The organism is Streptomyces aurantiogriseus (assembly GCF_014649375.1).
GTDB classification, from domain to species: domain Bacteria; phylum Actinomycetota; class Actinomycetes; order Streptomycetales; family Streptomycetaceae; genus Streptomyces; species Streptomyces aurantiogriseus.
On sequence record NZ_BMSX01000008.1, the window covers coordinates 192804 to 208179 of the forward strand.

Genomic DNA, 15376 nt, shown 5'->3' on the forward strand with positions numbered 1-15376 from the left:
TCCTTCGGTGCGAACACTGTACGCAGAGCGGAACAGTGTGCGCAACCCTTGAACTCTGTACGCTGGATGCGAACGATGTACGCGCTCAGGAAGTGTGCGCTCAGGAAGTACGCGCTCGCCCCGTCCTCGATTCCAAGGAGCCGCCGCCATGGCCGCCAAGGCGAAGTCCCACCCGATCCCGTCCGTCTGGGCCCGTGAGCGGCGTGAGCCCGACCAGCCCGCGCTGAGCAGGGACGCGATCGTGCGCGAGGCGATCGCGATGCTGGACGCCGACGGCATCGAGGCCCTGAGCATGCGCAAGCTCGGCGCCCGCCTCAACGCGGGCGCGACCTCCCTCTACCGGCACGTGGCCACCAAGGACGAGCTGATGGAGCTGGCCGTGGACGAGGTCGCCGCCGAGATCCGCGTACCGGACGCGGACGGCGCCGACTGGCGGGCCGCCGTCGCCGAGGCCGCGAGCTCCTTCCGGGCGACCGCCCTGCGCCACCCCTGGCTGTCCTCGGTCCTCGGCCAGGCGGGCCTCGCCTACCTCGGCCCCAACCTCATGAACTTCTCCGAGCGCCTCGCCGCCCTGTTCACGGCCGCCGGCTTCCCCGAGCCGGGCCGCGTGATCGAGCCCGTCCTGGCGTACGTCATCGGCATGAGCACCACGGAGGCGGCCTGGCTCACCACGGTCGCCCGTTCCGGCGAGACGGAGGCCGAGTTCGTCGCCCGGCTGATGCCCGCCGCCGCGCAGGCCGCCGCGTCCTACGAGCACCTCGCCGACGAGTACGCCACCACCGCCGCAGAGACGGCCGACCCGGCCGCCCTCCGCGACGCAAAGTTCACCTACGGCCTGGAGGTCGTCCTCGACGGTCTGGCCCTACGGCTGCCGCGCGAGGCCTCCTAGGACGAGGCGTTCTCCACCCGCACCGCGCACACCTTGAACTCCGGCATCCGCGAGGTCGGGTCCAGTGCCGGGTTGGTCAGGGTGTTGGCGCGGCCCTCGCCCGGCCAGTGGAAGGGCATGAAGACGGTGTCGGGGCGGATGCCGGTGGTGATCCGGGCCGGTGCCACCGCCCGGCCCCGCCGCGACACCACGGCCACCGGGTCGCCCTCCGCCGCCCCGAGCCGGGCCGCGAGGCGGGGGTGCAGCTCGACGAACGGGCCGGGCGCGGCGGCGTTCAGCTCGTCCACGCGGCGGGTCTGGGCGCCGGACTGGTACTGGGCGACGACCCGGCCGGTGGTGAGCAGGACGGGGTACTCGTCGTCGGGTTCCTCGGCGACGGGCCGGTGCGTGACGGGGACGAAGCGCGCCCGGCCGTCCGGGGTGGCGAACCGCTCGAGGAAGAGGCGGGGCGTGCCGGGGTGCACGGCCCCTGCACGGGGGTCGTCGTCCCGCGTGGGATCGTCCGCGCCCGCGCCCGCGCCCGCGTCCAGCGAGGCGTCCTCGCAGTCGCCCGTGGCGTCCGTGGCAGTCGTGACACCCGTCGCGGCCGTGGGAGCCGTGGCGCCCGTGGCAGCCGTCGAGTCCGCGGCACCCGTGTCGTCGGCCGCCGGGCAGGGCCAGAACACCCCGTTCTCCTCGGCCAGCCGGCGGTAGGTGATCCCGGAGTAGTCGGCGGGCCCGCCCGCGCTGGCCCGGCGCAGCTCCTCGAAGACCTCCTCGGGGTCGGTCGGGAAGCCCTTCTCCACGCCCAGCCGGGCGGCCAGCTCGTGCATGACCTCCAGGTCGCTGCGCACACCCTCGGGCGGGGTGATCGCCCGCTGCCGCAACAGCACCCGTCCTTCCAGGTTGGTGGTGGTCCCGGTCTCCTCCGCCCACTGGGTGACGGGCAGGACGACGTCCGCGAGAGCGGCCGTCTCCGACAGCACGACGTCACAGACGGCAAGGAACTCAAGGGACTTCAGGCGCTCCTCGATGTGTGCCGCGCGCGGCGCGGACACCACCGGGTTCGACCCCATCAGGAGCAGGGACCTGATGTCGGTCCCCAGCGCGTCCAGCAGCTCGTAGGCGCTGCGGCCCGGTCCGGGCAGGCTGTCGGGGTCCACGCCCCACACCTCGGCCACGTGCCGCCGCGCCACCGGGTCGTCCAGCTTGCGGTAGCCGGGCAGCTGGTCGGCCTTCTGACCGTGCTCGCGTCCGCCCTGCCCGTTGCCCTGCCCGGTCAGACAGCCGTATCCGGACAGCGGGCGGCCCGCCCGTCCGGTGGCCAGGCACAGGTTGATCCAGGCGCCCACGGTGTCGGTGCCCTTGGACTGCTGCTCGGGCCCGCGGGCGGTGAGCACCATCGCGGACTCGGGCTCGCAGAACAGCCGTACCGTCTCCCGGAGCTGGGGAACGGACACCCCCGTGATCCGCTCCACGTACTCGGGCCAGTGGGCCATGGCCGCCGCCCGCGCCTCCTCCCAGCCGGAGGTCCGCTCCCGTACGTACTCCTCGTCGACGCGGCCCTCGGCGACGACCAGGTGCAGCAGGCCGAGCGCGAGGGCCAGGTCGGTGCCGGGGCGGGGCATCAGGTGCAGGTCGGCCTGCTCGGCGGTCTTCGTGCGGCGCGGGTCGACGACGATCAGGGTGCCGCCGTTCTCGCGGAGCTCGTTGAAGAAGCGGAGCGAGGGCGGCATGGTCTCCGCGAGGTTGGACCCGACGAGGATCACGCACCCCGACTTCGGGATGTCCTCCAGCGGGAAGGGCAGCCCGCGGTCGAGCCCGAACGCCTTGATGCCGCCGGCCGCGGCGGACGACATGCAGAAGCGGCCGTTGTAGTCGATCTGCGAGGTGCCGAGCACGACCCGGGCGAACTTGCCGAGCGTGTACGCCTTCTCGTTGGTCAGCCCGCCCCCGCCGAACACACCGAGCGCGTCCGGCCCGTGCTCCGCGCGCACGCGCGTCAGCTCGGCGGCGATCCGGTCGAGTGCCTCGTCCCAGGTGGCCGGCACGAGCGTGCCGCCGGAGCGCACCAGCGGGGAGGTCAGCCGCACCCGGGACGACAGCACCTCCGGCGCCGTACGGCCCTTGCCGCACAGCGCGCCCCGGTTCACCGGGAAGTCGGCGCGCTCGGTCACCTCGACGCCCCCCTCCGGCGTGGGCGACAAATTCATCCCGCACTGCAGGGCGCAGTACGGGCAGTGGGTGGGCGTCGAGGTGGTCTGCATACCTTTCAGCGTGCTTCGGCCGTGTTACGCGCCGTGCGGTGTCCTGTTACGGCGGTGTGGTGGTGACCTCCCCGACGGTGCCCACCCGGCGTGAGGCACAGGGAGGCCCTCCCTCGTGTCGCCGCCGGCCGCTACGCACGTTGCCGTTGTTGTGAAAGACGCCACATGTGGCTCATTTCGTTCCTTACTTGGCTGATCCGCCCTCGTTGAGAGTTGAAGCAGCGCTACTACAGTCGTTCAGCGCAAGGGCGTGTCCCCGACGGACGTGCCCTAGGCCCCGCACGGCGTTCGAACACCGGGCATGCCGCCGTCCCCGGACATGTCACCCGACTCTCGAAGCAGCCTGGAGGTCCCCCACCCATGCCTCTGCGTCACCTCACCCCCCACGACCAGCGGCTCTTCCACCGGTACGGCCGCGGCCCGGCCGTTCCCGTCCCGGACCCGCTGATCCACCGAGCCGTCGAACGGCACGCCAGGGCCACCCCGCACGCCGTCGCCGCCGAGCACCAGGGCGCGACCCTCACCTACGGCGAGCTGAACCGTCACGCCGACGCCCTCGCCGCCCGCCTGGCCCGCGAGGGCGTCCGCCCCGGCGACCACGTCGGCCTCTTCGTCCGCCGCTCCCTGCCCATGCTGGTCGGCTTGCTCGGCATCCTGAAGGCGGGCGCTGCCTACGTCCCCCAGGACATCGGCCTGGCACCCGCCGCCCAGCTCACCCACGTGGTCCGCACCGCCGCCACCCGCATCGTCCTCACCCAGGCCGAGTACGCGCTCCGCGTGCCGAGGGGCCCGCGCGTGATCGCCCTCGACGAGCCGCTGCCGTACGAACCCGCCGGACCGCTCCCGGCCCCCGCGCCCGACGACGGCTGCTACGTCCTGTTCACCTCGGGCACCACCGGCCGCCCCAACGGGGTGAAGGTCACCCACCGCAACGTCGCCAACATCCTCCTGACCGAACCCGGCGCCCTCGGCATCCGCCCGGGCGACCGGGTGGCCCAGCTCCTCAACGTCGCCTTCGACATGGCCGCCTGGGAGATCCTCGGCTGCCTCGCCCACGGCGCCACCCTGGTCATCCGCGGCAGGGACATCCCCGCCGCCGCCCACACGGCCACCGTGCTCATCGCCACCCCGACCGTCCTGTCCGGCATCGACCCGGCCGCCTGCCCGCGGGTGCGCGCGGTCGCCGTCGCCGGGGAACCCTGCCCGCGCCCGCTCGCGGACGCGTGGGCCCGCCGGGCCGCCTTCCACAACTGCTGCGGCCCGACGGAGACGACCATCGTGAACACGATGGCCCGCCACGACCCGTCCGCCCCGCTCCTCACCATCGGCCGCCCCACCCCCAACAACACCGTCTACGTCCTCGACGCCGACCGCCGCCCCCTGCCCATCGGCGAGGTCGGCGAGATGTGGGCGGGCGGCGACTGCGTCTCGGCCGGCTACCTCGGCAACGACGAGCTCAACGCCGAGCGCTACGCCCCCGACCCGTTCCTCGGCGGCGGCCGCCGGATGTTCCGCACCCGCGACCTCGGCCGCTGGACCCCCGACGGACACCTGGAGCACCTCGGCCGCACCGACGACCAGGTCAAGGTGCGCGGATTCCGTGTCGAACTCGACTCCGTCTCCGCCGTGCTGGAGCGGCTGCCCGGCTGCGCCCGCGCGGTCACGCTCAAGCGCGACGACCGCAGCCTGGTCTCCTTCGTCTGTCCGGCCGACGTCGACCCCGCCGCGGCCCGGCACGCGGTCGCCGAGGCCCTGCCGTACTACTGCGTGCCCGAGGATGTCATGCCCCTGACATCACTGCCGGAGACCGACCGCGGCAAGATCGACAAAGGGGCGCTGCTGCGGCTGGCCCACGAGCGCGTGGCGGTGGCCCGATGACCACCTCCCTCGACCGCGCGGCGGCCGTGGAACTCCCCCCGCCCACGTCCGCGGTACGGCGCCTGCTCAAGCACCCCCGCCTGATGCACCACAACCGCCTGGCGGCCCTGGTGCTCCTCGCCAACGCGGCCTTCGCGTGGGCCGGCTGGCCCCTCTCCGACCGCACCCTCGGCCACGCGGCCCTCGCCAACCTCGCGCTCGCCGTCGTCATCCGCCAGCAGTACGTCATCAACCTCCTCTTCCGGCTGGCGACCTCGGCCCCCACGAGCTGGCCGCTGCGGCTGCGCTGGACGCTCGGCAAGGTCTACCACTTCGGCGGACTGCACATGGGCGGGGCACTGGCGGGAGCGGGCTGGTTCCTGGCACTGACGATCAGGACGAGCACCGACGGCTCCCACGCGCCCGAGACCTACGTGGGCTGGACCCTGATCGCCCTCCTCGCCCTCATCGTCGCCACCGCCCTCCCGCCCTTCCGCTCCCGCCACCACGACCACTTCGAGAAGATCCACCGCTTCGGCGGCTGGAGCGCCCTCGCCCTGTTCTGGACGCACACCCTGCTGTCCGCCCCCGGCCCGGCGTCGGTGACCGTCCTGGCGGGCGTCACCTTCAGCGTCGCCCTGCCGTGGCTGCGGCTGCGCAAGGTCGACGTACGCGTCGAACGCCCCTCCCCGCACGTCGTGCTGGCCCGCTTCGACTACGGCGAGACGCCCTTCGCCGGCTCCTCCACCGCGATCAGCCGCAGCCCCCTCAAGGAGTGGCACTCCTTCGCCAACGTCCCCGCACCCGGCGAGTCCGGCTTCCGGCTCACCATCTCGCGGGCCGGCGACTGGACGGGCTCCTTCATCGACGACCTGCCGTCCCGGGTGTGGGTGAAGGGCATCACCACCGCCGGAGTCGCCAACATCGAGGTCCTGTTCAAGAAGGTGGTGTACGTGGCGACCGGCAGCGGCATCGGCCCCTGCCTGCCCCATCTGCTCGCCGCCGAGGTCCCCTCCCGCCTGGTCTGGGCGACCCGCGACCCCCGCGCCACCTACGGCGACGCCCTCGTCGACGAGATCCTCGCCGTCCAGCCGCACGCCGTCGTCTGGGACACCTCCCGCCACGGCAAGCCCGACATGGTGCGCCTCGCGTACGCGGCGTACCGCGACTTCGGGGCGGAGGCGGTGATCTGCATCTCCAACAAGAAGCTGACCTGGCAGGTGGTGCACGGACTGGAACGCCGGGGGATTCCGGCGTACGGCGCGATCTGGGATTCGTAGGGACTCGTAGGGATTCGTAGGGACTCGTGGACCTGGAGGGACCGATGAACCACCTGAAGCTGGAACGCGAGGGCGCGGTCGTGACCGTCCGTCTGCACCGCCCGCATGTCCTCAACGCGCTGAACTCCGCGCTGCTGGCCGAACTCCTCGACGTACTGGTCCCGTTGGACGCGGACCCGGACGTCGGCTGCGTGGTCGTCACCGGCTCCGAGCGGGCCTTCGCCGCCGGCGCCGACATCAGGGAGATGGCCGGGAAGTCGGCCGTGGAGATGGCGGCGGAGGACTACTTCGCCGCCTGGGAGGACTTCGCCGATTTGCGCACCCCGAAGATCGCCGCCGTCAACGGCCTCGCGCTGGGCGGCGGTTGCGAGCTGGCGATGATGTGCGACCTGGTGATCGCGGGGGAGTCCGCGGTCTTCGGCCAGCCGGAGATCAAGCTCGGTGTCATCCCGGGCATCGGCGGCACCCAGCGCCTGACCCGCCTGGTCGGCAGGGCGAAGGCGATGGACCTGGTCCTCACAGGCCGCACGATGGACGCACGGGAGGCCGAGAGCTGCGGCCTGGTCTCCCGCGTGGTCGCCGATGAGGCGGTCCTTCCGGCGGCGCTCGAAGCGGCGGCGACGATCGCCTCGTACGGCCGTACGGCGGTCAGGGCGGCCCGTGAGTGCGTCGACCGCGCCCTGGAGACCGGCCTGCGTGACGGCATCCGCTACGAACGCCGGGTGTTCCACGCCCTGTTCGCGACCGAGGACCAGAAGGAGGGCATGACCGCCTTCCTGGAGAAACGCGCCCCGCACTTCCGGGGACGCTGACGGTCACACGAGAACCGGGGACGCAGACGGGCACACGGCAACCGGGGACGGGAGCGGCCGCCGCCGTTCCCGCCCCCGGCCGTGACGAACGCGGTGTTCATCCGCATTCATCCGTCCGCCCGTTCGGCCGTGGCCAACGCCCGTGCCACGCCCGGCTCCTTGGGCCCGAGGAACCGCGGGTCCGGCTCGAACACCGCGTCCAGCGCCGCCTTGCCGGCCGCGAAGATCTCCCGGGCGCCGCCGTAGTACCAGGTCACGTCGTGCACGGCGGCCACACCGACGCCGTACGACTCCACCCCCGCCGCCTGGCACAGGGCGACCGCCCGCCGGATGTGGAAGCCCTGGCTGATGAGGACGGCCCGGTCCACCCCGAAGATCTTCTTGGCGCGCACACAGGAGTCCCAGGTGTCGAAGCCCGCGTAGTCACTGACGATGCGGCCGTCGGGCACCCCGTGCTCGGTCAGATAGGCCCGCATGGCGTCGGGCTCGTCGTAGTCCTCCCGGCTGTTGTCGCCGGTGACGAGCACGACCTTGACACGTCCCTCCCGGTACAGCTCGGCCGCCGCGTCCAGCCGGTGCGCGAGATACGGCGACGGCTCGCCGGCCCACAGACCGGCACCGAAGACGACGGCGACCTCGGTGCGCGGCGCGTCGTCCGTCGTGCCCAGCCGGTCCGCCGTCGACACGAACAGCCACGTCGCCGGCAGCAGCCCGAGCACACACCCGGCCATCACGCCCTGCACCAGCCGCCGCCACCCCGCACGGGTGCGCGGCAGCCGCGGTCGACGGATGTTCATACGGTGTCCCCCTGGGTCGGCATCCCCTCTGGCCTGGGAAGACGCAACCTACGATGATCCGGTTCAGCACCCCGCGGGTCACCCCGGTCACACCTGGACCAACCGCCACGAACCGCACCTCACAGTGCCCGCCCGCGCACGGTGAAGCCCCGGAAAATACTCGTGACGGTCACGCAACGGGGGTGCAACCTCGCGCCGTCAGGATCGGTTCATGACGGCGTCGCCCTCCCTGCACGACGAGTCCGACCCCCGCCCCGGCAGCCCGCTGCCCGGTGGCGCTCACCTCGACAGTACGGCGCACATCATGAACCGGATCAGCACCCAGCTCGCCAGCCAACTCAGCCTCGTCCAGCTCGACGGCCGCCGGCGCCCCGGCCCGCCCGCGCTGGCCGTCGTCGCCCACGGCAGCCGTGACCCGCGCGCCCTGAGCACCGTCAGCGCGCTCCTCGACCGCGTCCGCGAGCTGCGCCCGGGCCTGCCCGTGCACCTCGGGCACATCGAGCTGAACGCCCCCCTGCTGACCGACACCCTCGCGGAACTCGACGCCACGGACACGGCCGACGCCGTCCTCGTCCCCCTCCTGCTCAGCCGCGGCTACCACGTCAAGCGGGACATCCCCGAGATGGCCGCGGCCGCCCGGGTACGCACGCGCGTGGCCGCACCGCTCGGCCCCCACCCCCTCCTCGTGGAGGCCCTGCACTCCCGTCTCGTCGAGGCCGGCTGGCGCACCCGGATGACGGACTCCGAACGCCGGACGAGCGCGGTCGTCCTCGCGGCAGCGGGCTCCCGCGACCCCGACTCGGCCGTGGACACCCGCCGCACCGCCCAGCTCCTCGCCGAGCGCCTGGGCGTCCCGGTGGTCCCCGCCTACGCGACGACGGCCGGCCCGACGGTCCCCACGGCGATCCGCGCACTCACCGCGCGAGGCCGCCACCGCATCGCCGTGGCGTCGTACTTCACGGCCCCGGGCCGCTTCGCGACGGAGTGCGCGGAAGCGGCCCCCTGGATCGCCTCGGCCCCCCTGGGCCCGCACGAGGCGATGGCCCGCCTGGTCCTGCACCGCTACGACCAGGCACTGGCAGCCCCGGCGAGCACAGCACCGGAACTGGCGTCGGCCTGAAACGAACGGCTGGGCCGCCTACCCAAGGGGCGCGGGGAACTGCGCGACAAGCCACAGACGGCCTGCACCCGCGAACCACAGCACTCGGCAGATGAGTGGGCACCCCATTGTCACTTCTGCCGCTTAATGTCGAGACATGGAAGGCACCGCACCCGCACCCCACCCCCACGCAAACCACATCCCACCCCCCGCCTACGCCCCCACGTCAGTGGCCCGCTGGGCGCCGGAGCCCGACAAACGCCCCGGCCGCACCGCCTTCCAGAGGGACCGCGCCCGCATCCTCCACTCCTCCGCGCTCAGACGACTCGCCGGCAAGACGCAGGTGGTCACCCCGGGCGCCAGCGACCAGGCCTGGGACGCCACCCCCCGCACCCGCCTCACCCACTCCCTGGAGTGCGCCCAGGTGGGCCGCGAACTGGGCGCGGCCCTCGGCTGCGACCCCGACCTCGTCGAAGCCGCCTGCCTCTCCCACGACCTCGGCCACCCGCCCTTCGGCCACAACGGCGAACAGGCCCTGAACGCCTTCGCGCAGGACTGCGGCGGCTTCGAGGGCAACGCCCAGTCCCTCAGGCTCCTCACCCGCATCGAACCCAAACGGTTCATCAGAACCGAGGAGTCGGACGACCTCGTGAGCGTGGGCCTCAACCTCACCCGCGCCACCCTCGACGCCGCCACCAAGTACCCCTGGCCCCGAGGCGCCCACCCCACCGACCCCGCGTCACAGAAGTTCGGCGTCTACGAGGACGACCTCCCCGTCTTCGACTGGGTCCGCGAGGAGGCCCCCGGCACCCGCACGTGCTTCGAGGCACAGGTCATGGACTGGTCCGACGACGTGGCCTACTCCGTGCACGACGTGGAGGACGGCCTGCACGCCGGCCACATCGACCCCAACTGCCTGCACGCCGAGCCGGAACGCCAGGAGGTCTTCCGCGTGGCCGTCGGCCGCTACGTCCCCGCCGGCACCGACCCGGCCGAACTCGCCGCCGCCCTCGACCGCCTCCAGGACCAGGAGTGGTGGCCCCACGGCTACGACGGCACGGCCGTCGCCCAGGCCCGCCTGAAGGACGCCACGAGCCAGCTCATCGGCCGCTTCTGCCTCGCCGCCGAGGCCGCCACACGCGCGGCGTACGGCAGCGGGTGCCTCACCCGCTACGGCGCCGAACTCGTCGTACCGCACGAGACGCGTCTGGAGTGCGCGGTCCTCAAGGCCGTCGCCGACCGGTACGTCATGCAGCGTGCCGAGCAGGCGCGGCTCCGCGCCGACCAGCGTGTCGTCATCACCGAGCTGGCGGAGGCGCTCACCGCCCGCGCCCCCGACGGCCTCGACCCCCAGTTCCGCGCGCTGTTCGACCGGGCCGCCGACGACCGGGCCCGCAAACGGGTGGTCGTCGACCAGATCGCCTCCCTCACCGACGCCTCGGCCCGCTCGCTGCACGCCCGGCTGACGGGGCACATGTGAGGTGACAGAAGGTCGAAGTGGCATAAGGGGTCAGAGTTGACATAAGGGGCCCGTGCGTCCAAACGGGCCTGAACGTGACGCTGCGTGGCCTGATCGGGTCACGTCCTCTTCCCCCCTCACGCTGCGTGCGGGACGCTCAAGTGGCGGCACCCTTAAGAGGAGGCATCACGTGGTCGACGCGGATCAGACATTCGTCATCGTCGGAGGAGGCCTGGCCGGCGCCAAGGCGGCCGAGACGCTGCGGGCGGAGGGCTTCACCGGCCGCGTGATACTGATCGGCGACGAACGCGACCACCCCTACGAACGCCCGCCGCTGTCCAAGGGCTACCTGCTCGGCAAGGAGACCCGCGAGAGCGTCTTCGTGCACGAGCCCGCCTGGTACGCGCAGAACGACATCGAGCTGCACCTCGGCCAGACCGTCGACGCCATCGACCGTACGGCGAAGACCGTCCGCTTCGGCGACGACGGCACGCTCGTCCACTACGACAAGCTGCTCCTGGCCACCGGCGCCGAACCCCGCCGCCTGGACATCCCCGGCACCGGCCTCGCCGGCGTCCACCATCTGCGCCGCCTCGCCCACGCCGAGCGCCTCAAGGGCGTCCTGGCCGCCCTGGGACGTGACAACGGCCACATCGTCATCGCCGGCGCCGGCTGGATCGGCCTGGAGGTCGCGGCGGCCGCCCGCGAGTACGGTGCGGAGGTCACCGTCGTGGAGCCCGAACCGACCCCGCTGCACGGCGTCCTCGGACCCGAGCTCGGCAACGTCTTCGCCGAGCTGCACCGCGAGCACGGCGTCCGCTTCCACTTCGGTGTCCGGCTCACCGAGATCGTCGGCCAGGACGGCATGGTCCTCGCCGCCCGCACGGACGACGGCGAGGAACACCCGGCGCACGACGTCCTCGCCGCGATCGGGGCGGCCCCGCGTACGGGGTTGGCGGAGGCGGCGGGGCTGCGGCTGGCCGACCGGGCGCACGGCGGCGGTGTCGCGGTGGACGAGCGGTTGCGCACCTCCGACCCCGACATCTACGCGGCCGGCGACGTCGCGTCCTTCCCGCTCCGGCTGTTCGACACGACGTTGCGCGTCGAACACTGGGCCAACGCCCTGAACGGCGGGCCCGCCGCCGCCCGCGCGATGCTCGGCCGGGACGTCACCTACGACCGGGTGCCCTACTTCTTCACCGACCAGTACGACCTGGGGATGGAGTACAGCGGGTGGGCGCCGCCGGGCTCGTACGACGAGGTGGTGATCCGGGGGGACGCGGGGAAGCGGGAGTTCATCGCGTTCTGGGTGAAGGAGGGGAGGGTGCTGGCGGGGATGAACGTGAACGTGTGGGACGTCACAGAGCCGATCCAGCAGCTGGTCCGCGCGGGCGTGCCCATCGACACCGAGGCCCTGGCGGATCCTCATGTGCCGCTCGAGGGGCTGGTCGCCTAGAACCTCTCGCCCCGGAGATGTCGGTCCGCCCCCGTGCTGCAATCCCCGGGGGCAACCCCCGGACCCCCGGCCGAGGGTCGGCACGGCTCAGGCGTGTCAGTCCGCCCCCGTAGAATTTCCTCGTGGCAGGACGGATCAACGACGAGGACGTGAAGGCGGTACGGGACGCGGTCCCGATCGACGCCGTGGTGTCCGAGTATCTCCAGCTACGCAACGCGGGCGGCGGCAACCTCAAGGGGCTCTGCCCCTTCCACGACGAGAAGTCGCCGTCCTTCCAGGTCAGCCCCAGCAAGGGCCTCTTCCACTGCTTCGGCTGCCAGGAGGGCGGCGACACCATCACGTTCGTGATGAAGGTCGACCACCTCACCTTCTCCGAGGCGGTCGAGCGCCTGGCCGCCCAGGCCGGCATCACCCTGCGCTACGAGGAGGGCGGCTACAACCCCTCCCACCAGCGCGGCGAGCGCATCCGCCTGGTCGAGGCCCACAAGATCGCCGCCGAGTGGTACGCGGAACAGCTCGCCGTCAGCCCCGAGGCCGACACCGGCCGGATCTTCCTCGCCGAGCGCGGCTTCGATCAGGCCGCCGCCGTCCACTTCGGCGTCGGCTACAGCCCCCAGGGCTGGGACCACCTCACCCGCTATCTGCGCGGGAAGGGCTTCACCGACAAGGAGCTGCTCCTGTCCGGGCTGGCCCAGGAGGGCCGCCGCGGCCCCATCGACCGCTTCCGCGGCCGTCTGATGTGGCCCATCCGCGACATCGGCGGGGACGTCGTCGGCTTCGGGGCGCGGAAGCTGTACGAGGCGGACAACGGGCCGAAGTACCTCAACACCCCCGACACGGCGATCTACCGGAAGTCCCAGGTCCTCTACGGCATCGACCTCGCGAAGAAGGAGATCGCCAAGACGTCCCGCGCGGTCGTCGTCGAGGGCTACACCGACGTCATGGCCTGCCATCTCGCCGGGGTCACCACCGCCATCGCCACCTGCGGCACGGCCTTCGGCGGCGACCACATCAAGATCCTCCGCCGGCTGCTCATGGACAACGGCAGCGCGCGCGTCATCTTCACCTTCGACGGAGACGCGGCCGGCCAGAAGGCGGCCCTGCGCGCCTTCGAGGACGACCAGAAGTTCGCCGCCGAGACGTACATCGCGATCGCGCCCGACGGCATGGACCCCTGCGACCTGCGCCTGACCAAGGGCGACGACGCCGTCACCGACCTGGTCGAACCCCGCACCCCGCTCTTCGAGTTCGCGCTCCGCCAGATCGTCCGCCGCTACGACCTCGACACCCCGGCAGGGCGTGCCGCCGCCCTGGACGAGGCCGCCCCCGTCGTCGCCCGCATCAAGAACAGCGGCGCCCAGCACGAGGTCGCCGTCCAGCTCGCCGGCATGCTCGGCATCCTCGACACCCAGTTCGTCGTCAAGCGGGTGGCCCAGCTGGCCCGTTGGGCCCGTGAACGCGGCGGCAAGGCCCCCGCCCCGGCCCGCGCCGGCCACGCACAACCGTACGAGGCGGCCCCCCGCCCCACCACCGCCGGCCCCGCCCTCACCCTGCGCAACCCCGTCTACGCCACCGAACGCGAGCTCCTCAAACTCGCCCTCCAGCGCCCCGAGTTGGTCTCCCCGGCCTTCGACGCGTACGGCGTCGACGAGTTCACCGCCGTCCCCTACGCCGCCGTACGCCAGGCGATCCTGGACGCGGGCGGCGCCGAGTACGGCACACAGGACCCGCAGGACTACCTCGTCCGCGTCCGCGAGGCCGCCCCCGACGACACCGTCCGCGCGATGGTCACGGAGCTGGCGGTCGAGGCGATCATGCGGAAGACGGTGGACGAGGTGTACGCCGGTGCCCAACTGGTCACCGTCCGCCGCCGCGCCGTCGAACGCCGGGTCCGCGACGTCCAGTCCCAGCTGGCCCGCCTGGCCGCGGGCGGCGACCCGGCCCAACTGGCCGCCGTGCAGAACGAACTGTGGGTCCTCCAGCAGTACGACCAGGCGCTGCGGGAGCACGGAGCCGCAGCTCTCTGAGACTGCTGGGGCCCGACGTGACCAGCACGGTCACCTCGCGGTCACGGACCGGACGCAAAAAGTCATCGCACGCCCCTCGTGGCGGCCGTGTGTCGTACTCCACACTGGGTTCCGGTGCCTGAGTCCTCGGAGCGCGGCCGATCCGTCCCCAGCGGGTCCCACACCCCCGCGGTTCCGCTCATCGCGTACGGGACGGACAGCGGCGAGGCCGCCGACTCCGCTCCCGAAGCAGCGCTGCCGCACACCTCAGCAGCGATCATCCTGGAGGTCGCCCCCGTGCAGACCCAGACCCTCACCCAGACCGACACACGTACCGACGGCACGGAACCGGACGCCGACACGGACGTCTTGGTCGCGGTCCCGCCGCAGAACCGTGCCGTGCACCACCCCGAGACGGAGACCGAGACGTCGACCGAGGCGGAGGCGGCGCCCGGCGCAGAGCCGGAGGGCCCGCCCGCCGAGGCGCTGGAGGAGGCCCCCGAGGCCGTCGAGCCCGTCGACGCGCCCGCCCCTCGCGCCACCGAGACGGCCGGCCCCTCTTCGGACCTGTTCCGCCAGTATCTGCGCGAGATCGGCCGGATCCCGCTGCTCACCGCGGCCGAGGAGGTCGAACTGGCCCGCCGCGTCGAGGCCGGCCTCTTCGCCGAGGAGAAGCTGGGCAACACCCCCGACCTCGACAGCGAACTGGCCCTCGACCTCGACCGTCTGGTCGTCATGGGCCGCATGGCCAAGCGCCGCCTCATCGAGGCCAACCTGCGGCTCGTGGTGTCGGTGGCCAAGCGGTACGTGGGCCGCGGGCTCACCATGCTCGACCTCGTCCAGGAGGGCAACCTGGGCCTGATCAGGGCGGTCGAGAAGTTCGACTACGCCCGCGGCTACAAGTTCTCCACGTACGCGACCTGGTGGATCCGGCAGGCCATGTCCCGGGCCCTCGCCGACCAGGCCCGCACCATCCGCGTCCCCGTCCATGTGGTCGAGCTGATCAACCGGGTCGTCCGCGTCCAGCGCCGCATGCTCCAGGAACGCGGCTGTGAACCGACCGCCGACGAGGTCGCCGCCCAGCTGGACCTGCCCCCGGAACGCGTCGGCGAGGTCCTCCGCCTGGCCCAGGAACCGGTCTCCCTCCACGCCCCGGTGGGCGAGGAGGACGACGTGGCCCTCGGCGACCTCATCGAGGACGGCGACGCGGCCAGCCCGGTCGAGTCGGCGGCGTTCCTCCTGCTCAGGGAGCACCTGGAGGCCGTCCTGTCGACCCTCGGCGAACGCGAGCGCAAGGTCGTCCAACTCCGCTACGGCCTCGCCGACGGCCGCCCCCGCACCCTGGAGGAGATCGGCCGTATCTTCGGCGTCACCCGGGAACGGATACGGCAGATCGAGTCCAAGACCCTGAACAAACTGAGGGACCACGCCTTCGCGGACCAGCTCAGGGGCTACCTGGACTGAGGTGGGGCCGC

11 protein-coding genes are annotated in these 15376 nt (G+C 72.5%); 9 read left to right on the top strand and 2 right to left on the bottom strand.

Going from position 1 to position 15376, the window contains the following annotated elements:
- Positions 1-148: 148 nt before the first annotated feature.
- Complete coding sequence (locus IE263_RS19020; protein WP_189937980.1) at positions 149-889, top strand: TetR/AcrR family transcriptional regulator; 741 nt, start codon at positions 149-151, stop codon at positions 887-889.
- Here IE263_RS19020 and IE263_RS19025 read toward each other — a convergent pair.
- Positions 886-3135 (bottom strand): molybdopterin oxidoreductase family protein, encoded by a 2250-nt coding sequence (locus tag IE263_RS19025; protein WP_189937982.1) that lies wholly within the window; start codon positions 3133-3135, stop codon positions 886-888. The genes IE263_RS19020 and IE263_RS19025 overlap by 4 nt on opposite strands.
- 360 nt (positions 3136-3495) lie before the next feature.
- Here IE263_RS19025 and IE263_RS19030 point away from each other — a divergent pair, with 360 nt between their 5' ends.
- From IE263_RS19030 to IE263_RS19040, 3 genes are read left to right on the top strand one after another with little or no spacing between them, the layout of a single operon-like run.
- On the top strand, positions 3496-5013 hold the full coding sequence (locus tag IE263_RS19030; RefSeq protein WP_189937984.1) for an amino acid adenylation domain-containing protein: 1518 nt from the start codon (positions 3496-3498) through the stop codon (positions 5011-5013).
- Positions 5010-6272, top strand: coding sequence for an FNR domain-containing protein (locus IE263_RS19035; protein WP_189937986.1), 1263 nt, complete (start codon positions 5010-5012; stop codon positions 6270-6272). Before IE263_RS19030 ends, IE263_RS19035 begins: the two co-directional genes overlap by 4 nt.
- 44 nt (positions 6273-6316) lie before the next feature.
- Entirely contained in the window at positions 6317-7084 is a 768-nt protein-coding gene (locus tag IE263_RS19040) for an enoyl-CoA hydratase-related protein (protein ID WP_189937988.1), read from the top strand.
- A 107-nt stretch (positions 7085-7191) separates the two neighbouring features.
- Here the strand turns inward: IE263_RS19040 and IE263_RS19045 are convergent, their stop codons facing one another.
- On the bottom strand, positions 7192-7881 hold the full coding sequence (locus tag IE263_RS19045; protein WP_189937990.1) for a SanA/YdcF family protein: 690 nt from the start codon (positions 7879-7881) through the stop codon (positions 7192-7194).
- 211 nt (positions 7882-8092) lie between these two features.
- On the opposite strand from IE263_RS19045, the gene IE263_RS19050 reads away from it, so the two are divergent.
- From IE263_RS19050 to IE263_RS19070, 5 genes are all read left to right on the top strand, one after another.
- Complete coding sequence (locus IE263_RS19050; protein ID WP_189937993.1) at positions 8093-9001, top strand: sirohydrochlorin chelatase; 909 nt, start codon at positions 8093-8095, stop codon at positions 8999-9001.
- A 136-nt stretch (positions 9002-9137) separates the two neighbouring features.
- Complete coding sequence (locus tag IE263_RS19055; protein WP_189937995.1) at positions 9138-10460, top strand: deoxyguanosinetriphosphate triphosphohydrolase; 1323 nt, start codon at positions 9138-9140, stop codon at positions 10458-10460.
- 169 nt (positions 10461-10629) lie between these two features.
- A complete protein-coding gene (locus tag IE263_RS19060; protein ID WP_189937997.1) occupies positions 10630-11895 on the top strand; it encodes an NAD(P)/FAD-dependent oxidoreductase in 1266 nt (421 codons plus the stop codon).
- A 122-nt stretch (positions 11896-12017) separates the two neighbouring features.
- A complete protein-coding gene (dnaG, locus tag IE263_RS19065) occupies positions 12018-13922 on the top strand; it encodes a DNA primase (RefSeq protein ID WP_189937999.1) in 1905 nt (634 codons plus the stop codon).
- A 114-nt stretch (positions 13923-14036) separates the two neighbouring features.
- On the top strand, positions 14037-15365 hold the full coding sequence (locus IE263_RS19070; protein WP_189938001.1) for an RNA polymerase sigma factor: 1329 nt from the start codon (positions 14037-14039) through the stop codon (positions 15363-15365).
- Positions 15366-15376 lie beyond the last annotated feature (11 nt).